The following is an 18,065-nucleotide window of genomic DNA, read 5'->3' as shown; positions in this document are numbered from 1 at the left end:
ATGGCAGAAAAGAAATACATATCAAACTCCCACGAATCTGTAAGGATGTTTAAGAGCGATTTCCTGGAAGCGCTATCTAAAGTACATTTCACAGTTCCGTTATACATTTTTATACCGGTTATAATAGGTTTTACTTATGGTGCTTATTACTACAGCCTTGGTATTTTACTTTATTTAGGTTTATTTACAGGTGGCCTTTTTACATGGACATTGGTTGAATACATTATGCACCGTTTTGTTTTCCATTACATGCCACCTAATAAGCCGTGGGCTATGCGTCTGCACTTTATTTTTCATGGTGTACACCATGATTACCCAAGCGATGCCAAACGCTTGGTATTACCCCCCTCTTTAAGCATACCATTAGCTACAGGCTTTTACTTTTTGTTTAATGCCATTTTACCAACCAATTATGTTTGGGGCTTTTTTCCGGGCTTTATATTAGGTTATCTTTTTTATGATATATCGCATTATGCTATACATCATTTTAACTTTAAAGGTAAAATTTGGAAAACTATTAAACAACACCATATGCTGCACCATTATGGCGACCCTAATAAAGGATATGGTGTAACTTCTCCTTTATGGGATAAAATTTTCGATTCAGATTTCACAAAAAAATAGCATGAATGCAGGTGTTGATACCCCGTCAGCAATTAACTTAAAAACCATACTTACTGTCTCCTTATTATCTATTGGATACTTAATTCTTTCTTATTTTATAGTAGGTTTTAAATCAGACCAATTGGTACTGGTAGCTATATTTAACACCCTATTCTATTCGTCAATAATAACCCGAAAATTTATCCTAGGCTTCTCGGTATTTATAGTTTACTGGATCATATTTGATTATATGAAAGCTGTCCCTAATTATGATTTTAGCACAGTACATATAGCCGATTTGTACAATTTTGAGAAAAAGCTATTTGGTATAAATTTTAACGGCAGGTTACTTACACCTAACGAATACTGGGCCATTAATGGTACCAGCATATTGGATATTGTAGGTGGATTATTTTACTTATGCTGGATACCTGTACCTCTGGGCTTTGCCACCTTTTTGTTTTTCAAAAATCGCAAAGAGTTTCTGGGCTTTGCTATCACATTTTTTGTGGTTAACCTGGTAGGCTTTGTGGGCTACTATACATTCCCTGCTGCACCACCCTGGTATATACATCAGCACGGGTTCATATTTAATCCGGCTACAAAAGCAGATATAGGCGGCTTAGCAAAATTTGACCAGTTTTTTAATGTTCATATATTTAAAAACATATATTCCAAAGGCTCGAATGTTTTTGCGGCTATGCCATCCTTACATTCGGCATATCCTATTGTTGTGGTTTATTACGGCATTCGTAATAAATTAGGGTATGCTAATATCATTTTAGCTTCTGTAATGGTGGGAATTTGGCTTACTGCGGTTTATACCAGTCATCATTATATATTGGATGTTATTGCAGGTATAATTTGCGCTATAATTGGTATTGGTATATTCCACCTGCTATTCACTAAAGTAAAATTCTTAAAGCATTTCTTAAACAGGTATACGTTGTTGATACAGTAATTTGCACTGTACTATTTAGTAGGCATAATTATTTTGTATACTTAATTATTTACTTACATTTAACTCCTCAATAACATCTTTTAGCTTAACGGGCTGGCCATTATCACAATTAAAATATAAGGCATGTTATTTGAATAGTTATTACCAGGTAGTAATAATTACTGTTTATATGAAGAAAATTGCCTTATTCACTGTATTAATTTTAGCCGTAATACGCGTATCTGCACATACTGTAACTGACAGTGTACAAATAGTTACCCTTTCACATTTAGACAGTCTTAAACAAGAACTCAAAAACAACCCATATGATTCGTTAAAAGCAGATTTATATACTCAGATAGCGGCACATTATTTAAATTACGATAATATCACCAATAAAAAAGAAAAAGCAATTTACCAAAATGAGGCTATTAATTACACCATAATGGCCATGCGTAATTATTCAAAATATTATGACACGGTGGGTATGCGCAATAGCTTTGATAACCTGGTAAAAGTATACCGTGCGCAAAAAAAGTTTAGCCAGGCCAAATGGTTTGTTTTACAATCAAATACATTATCGCGTGCTATAAATGATGTACCTAACATCATATCATCATTACTTGAATTGGCTGCTATAAAAGCCGATATAAAAGATTACAGCTTAGCAATGCGCGATTTAAATGAGGCGCTAAAACTATCTACCAACAATCATTTTGCAAAAACCGAAGCTATAGTACAGGAAAATTATGCCATGCTTTATGGCAAAATGAAAAATCATACCAAAGAAGCGGCTGCTTTAAGAAGACGCGACTTTATAAATGATAGCATACGCAAAGCTGAACAGGCACAATTAGCTAAAATTGCTGCGGCGGATTCGGCGCAAAGTAAAAAAAAACTCCTAACAGCGAAAAAGACCAAAGCAGTTTCTTCAAGAAAAATAGCTTCATTATAGTTTCTGTAATCTTTTTTGCTCTGTTATTGATTTGGCTTTTGTACAAACGCAACAGATATTAAACCAGGGCCCTTTATTAATGTCATACACTAACATGAAAAAAATCATTTTAGGAACGATATTAACTACTATAAGTTTAATACCCTTATCATCCTTTATACAGCCTAACGCGGATAAAAACTTCAAACAGGAGCTTTTAGAAACTATTAACCGTACCCGCTTAAAGGGATGTAAATGCGGTAAAACCAAAATGCCCCCTGCGCCCCCTTTAGTTTGGAATGAATTATTGGAGGATGCAGCAATGAGGCACGCTAAGGATATGTCAAAGCATAATTATTTTAGCCACACCGGCAAAGATGGCAGCAGTAGTAGCGACCGGATTATGGCTGCAGGATACAAATTTGACGGTTACAGTAGCTTTATGGCCGGCGAAAATATAGCTTTTGGGCAGCAAAGTATTGCTGAAGTAATGGCCGGCTGGTTTAAAAGCGAAGGCCATTGCAAAAACTTGATGAACCCCGGATTTAAAGAAGTTGGAGTTGCCCGATATAATGATTACTGGGTACAAGAGTTTGGCGGGCGTGAGGAATTTAGCGAGGAGCAAAAAAAACTAATGAAAAGCGGCAAATACCGTATTATTCAAAAAAAAGTGATACAACGCGAATAAGCTATTTAACCTCTTTTGGCTGCTTTGGCGGCATAGGGCCACGTTTATAGATGATCAAACCGTTTAAAAAATTACGTAATATCTGGTCACCGCAGGGTTTAAAGTTGGGGTGATCATCTGCCCTGAATATCGCGCCTATCTCGGTTTTAGTTATCCTGAAATTAACCAGCTCCAATACTTTAATTATATCATCATCGGTAAACTTAAGAGCTACCCTAAGCTTTTTCATTATATCGTTATTGCTCATTATCTTGAAATCTCAATTTTAATTTTTTTGTTTTTGATCTTTTCTGCTTTGATCACTTGTACCAGCTTTTCAATTTTTTCGCGTTTTACAGCGGCATAAGATGAATGATCCAGTACCTCTATCAATCCCAACTCATCTTTAGCTAATTTACCCTTTTGTAATAACAAACCTACAATATCCACTTTATTGATCTTATCCTTTTTGCCCGCGGCTATGTATAAAGTTACCCACGGCGCGGGTTCGGGCAGCTTTAACTTATCAGGCAATCCCTCTATTTCCGGCTGTGGAATATAGCTTAGTTTCTCATCCTCAGTTAAAATCAGATATGATGTACCTTTGGCGTGCATACGCGCCGTACGGCCATTACGATGCACAAACGCTTCCTCGTTATGTGGTAATTGGTAATGTATCACATATTCAATTTCGGGAATATCTAATCCGCGCGAGGCAAGGTCGGTTGTTATTAATAACCGGTGACTACCATTCCTGAATTTAAGTAACGCGCGTTCACGGTCATCCTGCTCCATACCGCCATGAAAAACATCATGCACTATACCCCTATTCCATAACAGGTCGCTTATGCGGTCAACCGCCTCGCGGTGATTGCAAAAAACCAGGGTAGCTTTGCTTCCTATCTTGCAAATTAAAGCAAACAGCGTATCCAGCTTATCTGCTGCCGGAGACATTACTGCTTTTAGTTGCAGATCAGGAATGTTGGTTTTGTTAGATAAAAAGTCAATTACCGTAGGATGGCTAACACCTGTAAAAGGCGGTATCTGCTCCATTTTGGTAGCTGATGTTAATATCCGCTTATTTAAATGCTCCAGTTGGCCTATTATAGCCGCCATATCCGTTTGAAAACCAAATTCCAGTGCCTTATCAAACTCGTCTAAAATAAGCGTGTGTATAGCCTCTGTTTTAAAATTACCATTACGCAAGTGATACGCAATACGGCCGGGGGTACCTATTAATACTGCAGGAGGTTGTATCAAGTTGTTTTTTTCAATTTTGGTAGCATGGCCACCATAACAACAGCTTACTTTAAAACCGCTGCCGATTGTCCTAAAAACCTGCTCGATTTGCAGAGCCAGTTCACGCGATGGTACCATTATTAATACCTGTACCAACTGAATGTCGGCATCCAGTAAATTTAATATGGGCAGCAAAAATCCTAATGTTTTACCCGAACCGGTTGGTGCCAGTAATATCATGTCGCTTTTATCAGCAGCATTAAGGGCAGCATGCTGCATTTCGTTCAGGGCGTTTATCCTGAGGTTTTCAAGCGCTTTTTTTATCATTTATAGCTATTATAAGCAACAAAGATACGATAATAATGCCCCCCTCTAAATCTCCCCCGGGTGGGGAGACTTTAATTTAAGCCCTCCCTTCTGGGGAGGGCTTGGGTGGGGCTTACTTACTTCTCTTAGCCAGTTCCAATGCGCTGGTAGTAGTGTAATATTTAGCTATCATATTAGGCACTTCCCATTTAGGCATGTTGCCATTGCGCAGGTAGCCCAAATACTTTTCGGTTACACGGCCAAAGTGTGCTTCGTGTCCATCTTTATATTTTTCGGGGATAATTACCGTATAGCCCTTCCCTTCCTTTTTCAATTCAACACCGGGGTATTTAGCTTGCACAATTTTTAACTGCGCATTCAAAGCCTTTTCATATGCAGCGTCATTTTTAACAGGTATTATGTACAATACCGGGCTATACTTTTCTGCAGCGGTTTGCTTGATCAACAGATCAGCCTTGGTGCCATGAAAAATAGCATAGTGAGTATCGCCGCCTTCAACCGCTTTATAATCCCATTTAGCGGTTACTTTAATGTTAACGCCAAACAACTTATAATTAACCATGCCATTGGCATACACTTTTAAAACGGTATCCTTAACAACATTCGTTTTTAAATAATCAGGAAAGCCGTTCATTTTAGTAATAGCCTTAAACTGCTGCAGGTTTACGTCAGATGCCCACCTTTTGGCACTGTTCAACTGTATATCTTTTTTATAATCTATCACTTTATCAGGGAAACATGCCCATTGCGCCAGGTCAACCAAATGTACGCCGACATCCTGCAGGCCCTCCCCCTGCTGTTTGGTATCAAAAAACCAGGCCGGTCGGGTCAACACACTACCCGAAACATATTTGTAAAAGAAATGCACACTCTCCATCTCAACCGCAGGTTTTTCCGGCGAGCCTTTTTTTAGCGTACCAAATACCCCGGGCAACATTGCAAATTCGCGTTGCAGGTTATTGGTTATCTCGTAACGCTCGGTCATAATATCATACAAAACAAGCTTCTTTTTAGCCGCGTTGGTAAACGCCTGTTTCAACATATCAAAATGTGTCTTGTCAATCGCCATGGGCTTATCACCCAAAACATTAAAACCGGCGTCAATTGATTTTTTGATGTATTCGGTTTTCTTTTGGTTGTTACCCGCCATTACTACCACGTTGCCTTTCTTCTCGCTTATCATTTTGCTGAAGAAATCATCACCCAGGTATACCTGCTCGTTCCAATGTGTAGGGTCGTCTTTACGCTCGTTATAACCCTTTATTTTATCCAGGTGCAGTTGTACATCATCACTTTTTGGCGCATAAACATATACCGTAGTATCAACATCAGGCAGCATGGTTTTTTGCACCAATGCAGCATGAAAATGACCCGGATCTAAAGTCAATAATTTTACTTTTGTTTGCCCCATTACCGGAAGTGATAATATAGAAGTACAAACAATAGCGCAACTCAAAACATTAATTTTCATAAAACACTTTTAGAACCAAAAAAGGAACGTTACTTATCATTTTTACTGCTTTGTATAAACTCCGCAATCCTTTCAGCTTCTTTATGGTTTAAGTTACCCATTCCTGTATACTCCCACTGCTTCATTTTATCATCAAATACAATGTCTCCCAAATTGGTTTCACCTTCATGTAATGCAAAAACACCTGTTGCGTATGCGCCGTTACCAGTTGTAGCAGAACTATAGGTATGAATTTTTATATCACGGTCGCCGTTATCGGTTTCAAGGGTATATTTCAGCTCGCTTTTCATGTTAACACTATAATAATTTAAGGGATTTGCCTAATTACTTATGCCAAGTTACCAATAATTACCAATTCATTATTTGCATAACTCTTTTAAATTCATCCTGCAAAGGTGCATCAATATTAACCATTTGTTTGGTTACCGGGTGAGTAAAATTCAGATGCGACGCGTGCAATAACATAGTGGTCATTTCCCATTGCTCCTTAAATAATTTGTTTTGCTTATTGCATCCATGTGTACGGTCGCCAATAATGGGATGAAAAATATGACTCATGTGTTTGCGTATCTGGTGCATTCGCCCGGTTTGAGGTATCACTTCAACCAATGAATATCGTGAGGTAGCATGGCCACCAAAGGGCACGTCCAGTTCGGCCCGCTTTAAGGTTGTATAAGCTGTAAACGCATCTTGCAGGGTGCCATTTTCTTTTCTTAACGGATAATCTATTTCTTCAATATCAGGTGTATACCCGCGAACAACAGACAGGTATTTCTTACCCACCTTGTTCTCCATAAACTGCTGTTGCATAGCCACTTCTACAGCCTTATCAAAAGCAAATAAAAGCACTCCTCCTGTCTTTCTATCAATGCGGTGGGTGGGATTAACCTTTACGCCTATTTGATCGCGCAGTATTTGCAGGGCAAACTCTTCTACATCGGCTGCGATGGAGGAGCGGTGTACCAGCAAACCATGTGGTTTATTAATGGCGACGAGAAAATCATCGCGATAAAGTATATCTAACAATGCAATTAAACTAACTCTAACATCTGCCTGATAGCCGCAGGTGAATAGTTGATGGATTTTAAAGTTTTATCGTCAGGCGTACGGTAAACTAAAAACAACCCGTCCTGCTCTTTATAATATGACTCAGACCCTTTACTGCGGTAATGCTCTATAGTTTGATTAGCCTCTTCTAAGGTTTTGCAGGCCTTGCTCATGTTTGATCGATGTACTTCATCAAAAAGATCTTTAAACTTCTCGCCCAGGCCAAACTCCAAAATAGCGCCTGATAGTACGTATTGCAGATCGCATAAAGCATCGGCAACTTCAACCAGGTCATTATTATCTACAGCCTCCTGTAATTCTTTCAATTCCTCGGCCAAAAGGGCAATACGCAGTTGGCAACGCTCCTTACTGGGTATTATTGGCGATGGCTGTATAGGGTGTTTAAAAGTAGTATGAAATTCGGCTACCTGGTTTAACGAGTTGGTGTCTTTGATCATCATCTTTGCGGTTACTGTTAGTACCGCTAAGTTAAAAATTAAGAACTATCTTTCAATACTAATCATGATTTCTTAATAGCACTTATTTCACCGTTTCGCTCCAGGTAAACTTCATCAATGTTATCCATATCCTCAGTTAATAGTAATTTGCGTATACCCTGCATTACATCTTCATGGCAAACCAACGCACGTTTAAGATTTTTGTCAATAAACTTACCATTCTTAAAAAGTAGTATTTTTTTTCCTTCAATAATCATGCTTAAACCAGGGTTACGCACAAAAAGCCAGCCTAATAAACGATGCAGCAATACAATTACAAAACAAGTAATTACTACAGGCACAAATGCCGATGCTCCAACAATAGCCCTGCTTAAGGTTGCACCAAGTGATATAATAATAATGTTATCAAGTGGATTATGTAATCCGAAAGATCGTCTGCCTGACAACCTTATCAATATCAATGCAATAAAAAACACCACTACGCCCCTGCAACTCATTTGCAGCACATTCAAATCATTTCTTTGTCCAAATATATATATTAGCGTGTCCATAAAATAAAAACAGCTACCACCTGGCAATGTTTTATTGACATTATGTTAAACAGAAGTTGCCAAGTCTCTTTACTTACAAAAATTGATCAATCAGTTAATTGTTATATTAACTAAACTTCTTATATCTTTTGAAGATGAGCCTGCTTGGAGTTTGTAACGGCCAGGTTCAACTACCCAATTGTTAACTGCTTCATCATAATAAGCAAGGTCATTAACATCTAATTCTAATTTTACGATAACTTCCTTCCCTGCCTCAACCATTACTTTTTTAAAAGCTTTCAGTTCTTTATCGGCACGTTCAACTTTTGAACCATCTTTGGTTACATATAGCTGTACCACTTCTTTACCCGCATATTTACCGGTATTTTTAAGTTTTAAGGTTACGTTGATCTTCTCTCCCTTTTTGTAAGCTGCTTTATTGGTATGAAAGTCCGAATAGGCATAGTTTGTATAAGATAAGCCATAACCAAAAGGATACATGGGCTCTATCTTTTTGGTATCAAACCAACGATAACCGACCAATATGCCTTCTTTATATTCGGTTACGTGGTTTTCACCGGGATAGGTCTTTAAGGCGTGTGCCGGTGAATCTTCCAGTTTTACAGGAAAAGTAAAAGGCAACTTGCCTGACGGATTTACTTTACCTGTTAATACGTCAGCCAAAGCATTACCATTTTCGGACCCGTTGTACCATGAAAATACGATGGTATGATTGTTTTGTTTGATCTTACCCAAGTCATAAGGAGCGCCGCCTACCACTACTACTATGGTGTTAGGATTAGCAGCGGTTACCGCATCAACCAACTCTTGCTCGCCAAACGGCAAATCAAGCGTTTTACGGTCACTTCCCTCACTTTCATACTCTCTGTTGCCTCCTATAAAAACAATGGCTGCGCCGCTGTTTTTAGCTACTTCAGCGGCTTGTTGTATCATGGCCATATCAGGTTTATTGGCAGCTTCCTTTCGTTGGGCGTTATAGTTGTTTTTATAATCAGGCTTATAACCTTGTGCAAACTTTAGTTCAACCCTATTACCTATTCGACTTTTTAAGCCTTCTAAAGCGTTAACCTCATATTTTGCTTTAACACCCGCACCAAAACCACCGGAATGGAAAGTTTGCGTGGCATTATCGCCAATAACAGCTATGCTTTTGTATTTAGCCGTATTTAGCGGCAGCATTTGCTTGCTGTTTTTTAACAATACAATTGCCTCTGTAGCTACGTCATAAACAGTCTTGCTGTGATCGGGTGTATTTAATTTACCGGCCGGAGCATTTGTGGCCAATGATGTATGGTACATTACCCATAAAATACGGCTCACTTTATCATCAATTGTACTTTGTGATACTTTACCATCTTTTACAGCGGCTATTAAAGGATCAGCAAAATAATTGGTGTTATAAGGCTGGCGCGATCCCATCTCAATATCCAAACCATGATTAGCCGCATTAACGGTACTATGTGTGCCACCCCAGTCAGACATTACCAATCCTTTAAATTTCCACTCGCCCTTTAGTACATCATTTAACAGATATTTATTCTCTCCTAAATACTCGCCACGAAATTTATTATAGGCCGACATTACAACCCATGCATTACCGTCAATAACTGCTGCTTTAAAGGCAGGCAGGTATATTTCGCGCAGTGCACGTTCACTTAAAGTTACGCTTACACCACTACGGTCAACTTCTTGATTATTAACCGCATAATGTTTTATACAGGCAGCGACAAATTGACTTTGCAAGCCTTTAACACTAGCTACAGCCAGTTGCGCGTTCAGGAAAGGATCTTCTGAATAATACTCATAAGTACGCCCGTTAAGTGGCGTACGGGTAATGTTAAATGCCGGTGCCAGCATAATATGTTTGCCGCGCGCACGTGCCTCTTCGCCCATTGCCACACCAAAGCGGCGGGCTAAATCAGCACTCCAGGTAGCTGCCAATGCCGATCCGTTAGGAAAAAATGTAGCGGAGTCGGTAGTTAAACCTGCCGACGCCCAGTTAGATTTTAGATCCTCGCGTACACCTAAAGGCCCATCATCACTCATTAAATCTGGAATACCTAACCGTGTCACACCTGCCGATGTAAATAAGCCATTGGCATGCAGCATCCCTATCTTCTCTTCAAGTGTCATTTGCTGCATTTTTTCCTTGATTTTTACAGCGATTGCAGTTTCTGATAATCCTTGAGCATATATCTTCATAGTACCTGAAAGTATAAGGATGGTTAACGGTAGAATTTTTTTAATGAATAGGTTCATTGTATAATAGGTTTATACCGCAAATTAATTATTTACGTTTATCTTTTGTTATAAAATCTATATTATTAATTGTCAATATGCTGCATAACCTATAATAGTATATTTGCTAAGGTAATTTTCTATTTAATGTTTGATTTCGGACTCTCACCAACCTTATTTTCACAGTACTTTACGAAAGACTTTATTGGAGATAAAGAACTTACCCTAAATGAAAAGCAAGCGACAATCAAATTTTCAGACAAAAGATTAAAAGATTTTAGTACCGGGCGATACTGCGCGCGCAAAGCATTGGCAGATATTGGTCATGAAAATGCTGAAATATTGGTGGGTAATGATAAGCAACCTATTTGGCCTAAAGGATATGTTGGCTCCATAAGCCATTCCGGTAAACTGGTGGGTGCTGTTGCTGGTAAAGCTTCCCGGGTAAAATCCATCGGACTGGATATTGAATCCATTGGCAAAATTAAGCCTGATATGTGGCGGTTACTATATACCGACGTCGAGACCGAGTTTTTAAATTCCTTTTCCGGTGAAGAGCTGGCTTACCACACTACCCTGCTATTTAGTTTAAAAGAGGCTTTTTATAAGTTGCAGTTTCCGCTAACTAAAACCTTTTTAAACTTTACCGATGTGGAAGTAAAACCTTTTGATAATAAACTTGAACTGGTGGTTTTAAAAAACTTTGCCGGTAAAAATATGCTTCCTGGTTCCATACCATTATATCATGTTCAAGAAAAAGACCAATTGATAACTCTCTGCTACTTAACTTAAAACAACTACATTATAATTACCAATACTCAAAATATTTCAGGTGCACTAGTTTCTGAAATTTTGGGTGATCATTAGTCCATATATCCCGCCATCCAATATACCAATACCCAATCGTCCAAAATTGGGATTAAGTATGTTTGCACGATGGCCCGGCGACTCCATCAATTCTTTATGGGCTATTTGCAGTGTTTGAGCCAGTGCCAGGTTTTCGCCGGCGGTTAAAAAACGTATTTTATCTTTCCGCATCCTGCCAAACGGATCAACATTCTCCGGTGTATAGTGCGAAAAATATCCTCTTAAAAACATATCTGCAGAATGTTTACGGGCGACAACAGCTATTTCAGGATCAGCCTTAAGTAAACCCAGGCCCACCTTTTTACGTTCACGGTTTACCATTGCAAGCATCTCCTTTTCCAATTCAGGACGGGTTATAGGATGTTTTACTATAAAAGGTAATTTAACCGATTTACCTTCTTCTTTTAAAGTGGTTTTACGTACAGTTCTGTTCAATGCTTCTGCAAAAATGGGCGAAACTTTACTCTCCAGCCAGCTTACTTTAGTAACTAAGCCTTCCGATAGCTTGCTGTCGCGGGTTTTTTCTGAAACTTGTGTTAACGGCATTAGCATAAAAAACGTGGCCAATAATGCGGCCCATATTAATCCATTGATTATACCGGGTACAATTCCTGCTATCTTATTTATAATATGATCATGCTTTTTTTGCGTAATATTATCCAATAGCCTATCGGCCAAAGTATCCAATCCCCATCTTGAAAAAATAAGGATCAGCATAAATGATAAAGGTGGTGCCCAATAATTTAGTGATAGAAAAACTTTTAATAAAAGCTTATTTAATAATTCATAAAACAGGAAACTTATAAGCAGGCTGCCTATCCAGGCTATTATATGAAGTGATGATACGATAAAACCACGCTGATAATTATTCCATATACATATGCCCATAATGAGCAATAAAACAATGTCGATGTAGTTCATTTATCTAATTTATAGTAACCACTATAAAACTAACGAAATGAATGTATTGGTGTTTTATCTAATAAAAATTAAGGAAGTAGATCAACGTTACCTAAAAAATTTACACTTTACTAGCGGTAATAATAAAATAGGCGTTAAGCAGTAAATAACTTAACAACAACACCCATGCACATAATTTGTCAAATTTTTGTGCTTTTGCTACTCTATTTTGCTTAACCAGGACAAGTGAATAGGCAGTTAATATTATAACAGCTACTATAAATAATAAAGTAATCCCATGCAGCATATCCACCAAGGTAAAGGTGGTAGATTCGGGCAAAGCAGAATCTATAATATACTTATTACCAATTACAGCAAATAAAGCACCTACACTTAAGCCAAAACGCGAATCAATATAATCTACATGTATATAAAAACACATGTACGCAATTAAAAATGCCACATACATGCCCAGGAACATTTTCCAAAACAGGCCCATAGCATCCCTGTCAATTTGCAAGCGTACTTTAAAATTACTGTATTCAGTATGTGGTTTGTCCAGGCTCTCATCGCCAAATGCAGTTTCATAAGCTTTTATACCGGTAGTTATATCCAAACTATCTATATACCATCCCCTGAGTGTAAAACGGGGATCAAAATGTTTTCCTAAGGTGTCAATGGCAAAAATCAATGAATTCGAGTCAAACTGCGAATTTTCGATAGAAAAACGCAGCTTTTGGCGATCGAAGGGGAAATTATCTATAGACCATGAATCTTTCATTACACATTGCAACTTCATTAACAAATAAACCTGCCCACCGGTAGTATCAACTGTAGAAAAAGAGGTAGTGAATGATTTGGCCTGGGGTATTTCAAGATTTTTTTCAAAATCGAAATCTTTGTTTTTATACTTTAACCACAACCATAAGTTAAGGTTGTATTCCTTCTCTTTAAAATTGATATCATGTATGCTGGTAATATACACGCCGGTGTGTACCGTATCAGGAACAATCTTTTGTGCTTTGGCCGCTTGTGATGCCAAAAAGATTATCAGTAAAGAAAGAATCAATATGTTTTTCAAGTAGATATTTTTTAACATGTTGGATAACCAATTATGATATATCCTTGTTTTAAAGATGGTTAAAAAAAGCGATTTAAAAAAAGAAAGCCTCCCTAATTAGGGAGGCTTTAAAATATTTTATTTTTTAACCAATTTAACCTTTATGGCATTGAGGCCCTTTTGGCCCTGCTCTGTTTCAAAGGTAACTTTATCGCCTTCGCCAATGGCTTCTGTCAAAGCGTTAATGTGCACAAAAATACTATCCTGTGATTGTAGGTCCTTGATAAAACCATAACCTTTTGATTCGTTAAAAAAGGTAACTGTACCATTCCTCACCAGATCAGCCGGGTCAGCGGCCTCTTGTTTTGGCACACCAAGCTGTATGTTTTCAGAAAGGATTACTTTGCGCTTAGCAGGATCAGGAGGAGTTGATGAAATGTTGCCATTTTCATCAATATAAGCCATCATATCATCTAAAGTTTTTCCTTTATCTGAATTGGCTTTACGTTCTTCTGCCTTCTCCTTTTTCTCTAATAATTTTTTAGATTTTTTCTTTTCGCGTTCTTTTTTAGCAAATGTTTCGGTTGATCTACCCATGTATTAATTTAGTTGTTAGTGATGAACTTTATTATTAAAGCCCTTATTACTTACATGTTATATTACGCCTTATCAATACAAAAAATGAAACATGGTTCACATTATCAGAAAATTAACCCGGTTGAATTATAGCAAACTCAAACAAGAAATGTATGAAACATGAGCAAATCGCTATTCTGAGATCAGCGTGATATTCAGTGGTGTTTTTGCAAATATACGCAATTTTTAGCGCTTTAGTTGCCTAATTACTTACCTATCCTGAAATAATCAAAATCCGCATACCCCCCGGTTGTCTTGGTAGCATAGTTAAATAGCCCAAACCTATAGCCCATAAAATGAGGCAAAGTATAGCTCATTTGCAAGGTTGTACCTATCGGAGTCCATGTTTTACCATCAAGGCTGTACGCAAAAGTGGCTTTATCTGTTTTATCTGTAAAATCACAAATGGCTTTTAAATAAACCATCTTTTGATTAAGCGGGGCATTAGCAGCCTCAACAGGCGCCCTGTTTTGTCCATTTATCATCACAATTGATTTTACACCATCAACCACTTTTACACCTACCCAGGCATATTTTTGCTGCAATAACAATAAACCGGCACGGTCTCCATCTTTCATGTTTGAAACATCAAGCGAAGTAATTCCCGAGCTTGTCGGTCCAAATGTACGCTGTGTAAGCGTATTACGGGCTAATAGAGCTGTAGTGTCAATACGGGCCGTAGTTAAGCGTAAAAAGCCCGGACGCTGCGTAAGCGACCAATTTGCATTATCAGGGTTATGGTTCCACTGCCATGCCAAAGGCAATGATGAGTCGCCTTTAGGGCGTGTAAATTCATCAGATTCTACCAACTTATTAGCTATAACACCCTTACTTGCAGGCAAATTAAGAGTTGCAGGCACTTTACCTTCTACGCCTAACACAGGCCACCCATCTTCCCATTTTACCGGAACCAGGTAAGGTATGCGCCCTACCGAGCCATGATCCTGGAAAAGATAAGAGAACCATTCGCCTTTTGGTGTGCTAACCAAACCGCCTTGTGCCACACCCTGATCTTGCAAGCCTAATCTGCCTTCCCACGGACCCATTAAATTATCGGCGCGATGGATTACCACGGTACGCATGCCACCCCTTGGCCAGGTAATATTAAATAGATAATACTTATTGTTTATTTTGAATAATTGCGAACCTTCGGCTTGTAAATTAATATTGGTACCTGCGGGTTTGCTGGCATTTTCAATTAGCACCTGAGCCTTAAAATCAGGATCAATGCCTGTAAGATCGTCTTTTAAACGTGTTATCATCAATTTACCCTGAGCATATATCATATAGGCTTTACCGCCATCAAAAACTAAGGTATGGTCATGTAAGGAAGGCGAAAAAGATATCTCTTTCCAATTGCCCTTTTCAATATCCTTTGTAGTAAAAATATAGGTTTTACCTGTGGTAGCCGAAAATGTAGTTACATAAAAAGTCCCGTCATGGTACTGTAAGCTACTGGCCCATGAGCCTTTACCATAAGCGTTTTTACCATTGCTAAGGGTTAATTCATCTTTATCGCCCAGCGTTTGGTAAGCGTAATTAATGAGTTTCCAATTGATCAGATCTGTTGATTTCATAATAGGCAGTCCCGGGCTCATGTGCATAGTGGTACTACTCATGTAATAATTATTACCCACGCGTATAATTGAGATATCCGGCACATCGGCATAAATAATGGGGTTTGTGGCTTGCGCTACACTATTAAATTGAACTATTGCAATAAGCAGTACAGGTAAGGCAAGGTATTTTATAAGTAATTTCATTGGTTATTGTTTATTTATCCATTTATTGTTTTGCATCCATTTCACCAAAGGCCCTACCCACATATCAATGGGCTGACCGCCAAATCCATGACCGCCTTTTGGGAACAAATGCATTTCTGCCGGTACATTAGCTTTTACTAAATGCTGATAAAATGCGATGCTGTTATCAACAGATACTACCTTATCATCGCCGGCATGAACCAAAAATGTCGGCGGTGTTTTGCTATCAACTTGTAATTCGTTAGAGTAAAGGTCAATTTGCTCTTTGGTTGGCGTAGCACCAAGCAGGTTTTTACGCGAATCTTTATGCGTTAAGTTATCCTGCATACTAATAACGGGGTAAACCAATGCCACAAAATCAGGGCGAAGGTTGGTACCATTAGCATTATCAATAACCGCCTTTTGGTAGTGGGTGGCTATGGTTGATGCTAAGTGTCCTCCCGCCGAAAAACCTATTACGCCTACTTTAGCCGGATCTATCCCATATTTAGCCGCGTTTTCACGAACTACCTTAACCGCTTGCTGGACATCTTGTAGCGGACCAATAGTTTTATCAACCATCATAGAATCATTTGGCAATCGATATTTAAGTATAAATACAGTTAAACCATGCTTAACTAACTCAGCAGCACTTCCTCTACCTTCTCCCTGGAAAACAATCACCTTATAACTTCCACCCGGAATTAAAATAACCGCGGCACCATTAGCCTTATCTTTTTCGGGTAGGTAAACTTCTAACTGAGGTTTTACTACGCTGCTAAACTGTCCCCTAGCTAAAGTGGTTTGATCAACAGCTTTACTTGGCTTTGAATTGGGTACAGCACCCGGGTATAAATTAATTAACTCTTGTGCTTGTGTGGCAAATGGCATTAATAACATAAATACCATAGCCCTTTTTAACAGGCTGATGCGTAGTTTCATATTCAAGTTTGTGTCGGTTGGTAAATAATTAAACGTAAACATAACAGTTATTATTTATTTTTCAATCAACATACAAAACATGTTACAAACAAAAAAGCCGCCCATATTATGGGCGGCTTCTATAATAAATTATTAATGCTTATTTAAATAAGTTTGGAGCCATTACCAATAAGCTACGACGCCATGTTTGGAACTCGTGCGCTGTTTCTGGTGAAACATAAGTAGCAGCTTTATAGCCTGCTGCTTTTAGATCAGCTTCAACTTTAGGAAGATTGTTAGACCCACCTTCTTTGCTACCAAAACTCATGAAAACATACTTAGGTTTCATTTTACCTTCTAATTCAGCCGGAGAATAGGTACCACCGCTTAATAAACCCCAGTAAGCAAATACCTCTGGCCTTGCTAAAGTAATAGAGTGTGTTTCTGCCGCACCCATTGAAAGGCCCGCCATTGCACGACCATCCCTGGTTGCTACAGTACGATAGTGAGAATCAACATAAGGAATTATTTCATCGATCAATACAGTTTGAAATGCACCTGTACCTGTTACATCACCTTTAGTGATACCTGAGGCCACTACACCCGCTGCACCCATACCACCACCGGCAGGACGAGCCGCTGGAGCACCAGCAGGAGGGGCACCGGCAGGAGGACCTGCAGGACGAGCTGCAGGCGCTGCACCCGGACCACCAGCTACAGCACCACCCGGAGGAGGACCTGCAGGACGACGGCCACCACCCATAGCAACTCCGGTATTAGTCATACCATAAGACATTACTACAATAAATGGTTTTATTTTACCTTCTGCTATCATGTTATCCATGATCAGGTTAGCTTTACCTTGAATACCCCATGAGGTCTCATTCTCGCCCCAACCGTGTTGCAGGTATAAAACAGGGAATTTAGTTGAACCTTTTTCGTAACCTGGAGGAGTATAAACTACAATATTACGGAAAGGTTGATTTCCAACTTTAGATGGAACCATAACTTCATCCATATGACCATGCGGAACATTTTTTAAAGCATAAAAATCCTGGTCATGTGCAGGTATTTCTATACCGCTTTCCCAACGTTGTGAGCCATAGAAACTTCCTGTGCCCGGATCATTTACCATCTCACTGTCATCAATAGTTAAGTGATAATAATGGAAACCTTCATCCATAGGGCCAGCCGTTGTACCTGTAAAATTACCGTCTGCGTCTTTTGTTAATAAAGTTCCTCCTGCACCACCTAACCCAAGGCTTACTCTAACGGTAGTGGCTTTTGGAGCTTTTATACTAAAGCGTGCATAACCCTGAGAGTTAACCATTGGATAATCATGAAAAGGCTGGTTAAGGCTAGACGGTTTGAAGTCCTCTTTAACCGCTGCAGTTGTTTGCGCCTGGCTTGCATTAAATGATAATGCAGCTACCAGTACAATACTTAAGCTTTTTAAGTTCATTT

19 protein-coding genes are annotated in these 18,065 nt (G+C 38.8%); 5 read left to right on the top strand and 14 right to left on the bottom strand.

Annotation, left to right across the window (positions count from 1 at the left end; translation table 11 throughout):
• The 4 genes from ACYVJ6_RS07065 (at position 1) to ACYVJ6_RS07050 (ending at position 3,165) form a co-directional block, all read left to right on the top strand.
• Positions 1-624 (top strand): sterol desaturase family protein, encoded by a 624-nt coding sequence (locus tag ACYVJ6_RS07065; RefSeq protein ID WP_460693347.1) that lies wholly within the window; start codon positions 1-3, stop codon positions 622-624.
• A 1-nt stretch (position 625) separates the two neighbouring features.
• A complete protein-coding gene (locus ACYVJ6_RS07060) occupies positions 626-1,564 on the top strand; it encodes a phosphatase PAP2 family protein (RefSeq protein WP_460693346.1) in 939 nt (312 codons plus the stop codon).
• 169 nt (positions 1,565-1,733) lie between these two features.
• Entirely contained in the window at positions 1,734-2,498 is a 765-nt protein-coding gene (locus ACYVJ6_RS07055) for a hypothetical protein (RefSeq protein ID WP_460693345.1), read from the top strand.
• Positions 2,499-2,592: 94 nt separating this feature from the next.
• A complete protein-coding gene (locus ACYVJ6_RS07050; protein ID WP_460693344.1) occupies positions 2,593-3,165 on the top strand; it encodes a CAP domain-containing protein in 573 nt (190 codons plus the stop codon).
• A 1-nt stretch (position 3,166) separates the two neighbouring features.
• On the opposite strand, the gene ACYVJ6_RS07045 is transcribed toward ACYVJ6_RS07050, so the two are convergent.
• The 8 genes from ACYVJ6_RS07045 to ACYVJ6_RS07010 all read right to left on the bottom strand — a co-directional run bounded on the left by ACYVJ6_RS07045 (position 3,167) and on the right by ACYVJ6_RS07010 (position 10,496).
• Positions 3,167-3,394: a DUF1456 family protein gene (locus ACYVJ6_RS07045; RefSeq protein ID WP_460693343.1), complete on the bottom strand. Its 228-nt coding sequence runs from the start codon at positions 3,392-3,394 to the stop codon at positions 3,167-3,169.
• A gap of 17 nt (positions 3,395-3,411) precedes the next feature.
• On the bottom strand, positions 3,412-4,710 hold the full coding sequence (locus ACYVJ6_RS07040; protein ID WP_460693342.1) for a DEAD/DEAH box helicase: 1,299 nt from the start codon (positions 4,708-4,710) through the stop codon (positions 3,412-3,414).
• Between the two features lie 112 nt (positions 4,711-4,822).
• Entirely contained in the window at positions 4,823-6,181 is a 1,359-nt protein-coding gene (locus tag ACYVJ6_RS07035) for a putative oxidoreductase C-terminal domain-containing protein (RefSeq protein ID WP_460693341.1), read from the bottom strand.
• A gap of 29 nt (positions 6,182-6,210) precedes the next feature.
• Complete coding sequence (locus tag ACYVJ6_RS07030) at positions 6,211-6,471, bottom strand: hypothetical protein (RefSeq protein WP_460693340.1); 261 nt, start codon at positions 6,469-6,471, stop codon at positions 6,211-6,213.
• A gap of 58 nt (positions 6,472-6,529) precedes the next feature.
• On the bottom strand, positions 6,530-7,207 hold the full coding sequence (locus tag ACYVJ6_RS07025; RefSeq protein ID WP_460693339.1) for a pseudouridine synthase: 678 nt from the start codon (positions 7,205-7,207) through the stop codon (positions 6,530-6,532).
• Positions 7,208-7,212: 5 nt separating this feature from the next.
• A complete protein-coding gene (locus ACYVJ6_RS07020; protein WP_460693338.1) occupies positions 7,213-7,689 on the bottom strand; it encodes a pyrophosphohydrolase domain-containing protein in 477 nt (158 codons plus the stop codon).
• 59 nt (positions 7,690-7,748) lie between these two features.
• The gene (locus tag ACYVJ6_RS07015) at positions 7,749-8,237 is read right to left on the bottom strand and encodes a DUF421 domain-containing protein (RefSeq protein ID WP_460693337.1); all 489 of its coding nucleotides are present in this window, start codon (positions 8,235-8,237) and stop codon (positions 7,749-7,751) included.
• A 90-nt stretch (positions 8,238-8,327) separates the two neighbouring features.
• Entirely contained in the window at positions 8,328-10,496 is a 2,169-nt protein-coding gene (locus ACYVJ6_RS07010; protein WP_460693336.1) for a glycoside hydrolase family 3 C-terminal domain-containing protein, read from the bottom strand.
• Between the two features lie 126 nt (positions 10,497-10,622).
• On the opposite strand from ACYVJ6_RS07010, the gene ACYVJ6_RS07005 reads away from it, so the two are divergent.
• A complete protein-coding gene (locus ACYVJ6_RS07005; protein ID WP_460693335.1) occupies positions 10,623-11,267 on the top strand; it encodes a 4'-phosphopantetheinyl transferase family protein in 645 nt (214 codons plus the stop codon).
• A gap of 45 nt (positions 11,268-11,312) precedes the next feature.
• Here ACYVJ6_RS07005 and ACYVJ6_RS07000 read toward each other — a convergent pair whose 3' ends face one another.
• From ACYVJ6_RS07000 to ACYVJ6_RS06975, 6 genes are all read right to left on the bottom strand, one after another.
• Positions 11,313-12,263, bottom strand: coding sequence for a CvpA family protein (locus ACYVJ6_RS07000; protein WP_460693334.1), 951 nt, complete (start codon positions 12,261-12,263; stop codon positions 11,313-11,315).
• A gap of 100 nt (positions 12,264-12,363) precedes the next feature.
• A complete protein-coding gene (locus ACYVJ6_RS06995) occupies positions 12,364-13,341 on the bottom strand; it encodes a ligand-gated ion channel (protein ID WP_460693333.1) in 978 nt (325 codons plus the stop codon).
• 99 nt (positions 13,342-13,440) lie between these two features.
• Positions 13,441-13,899, bottom strand: coding sequence for a cold-shock protein (locus ACYVJ6_RS06990; protein WP_460693332.1), 459 nt, complete (start codon positions 13,897-13,899; stop codon positions 13,441-13,443).
• A 245-nt stretch (positions 13,900-14,144) separates the two neighbouring features.
• Positions 14,145-15,701, bottom strand: a complete 1,557-nt coding sequence (locus ACYVJ6_RS06985; protein WP_460693331.1) for a glycoside hydrolase family 43 protein — start codon at positions 15,699-15,701, stop codon at positions 14,145-14,147.
• 3 nt (positions 15,702-15,704) lie between these two features.
• Positions 15,705-16,622, bottom strand: a complete 918-nt coding sequence (locus ACYVJ6_RS06980) for an alpha/beta hydrolase (protein ID WP_460693330.1) — start codon at positions 16,620-16,622, stop codon at positions 15,705-15,707.
• Between the two features lie 139 nt (positions 16,623-16,761).
• Positions 16,762-18,063, bottom strand: a complete 1,302-nt coding sequence (locus tag ACYVJ6_RS06975) for an alpha/beta hydrolase-fold protein (RefSeq protein WP_460693329.1) — start codon at positions 18,061-18,063, stop codon at positions 16,762-16,764.
• Positions 18,064-18,065 lie beyond the last annotated feature (2 nt).

The sequence above is a fragment of the Mucilaginibacter puniceus genome (assembly GCF_054783175.1).
The sequence above is the reverse complement of the archived record's forward strand: the minus strand, read 5'-3'. Positions and strand labels throughout refer to the sequence as shown.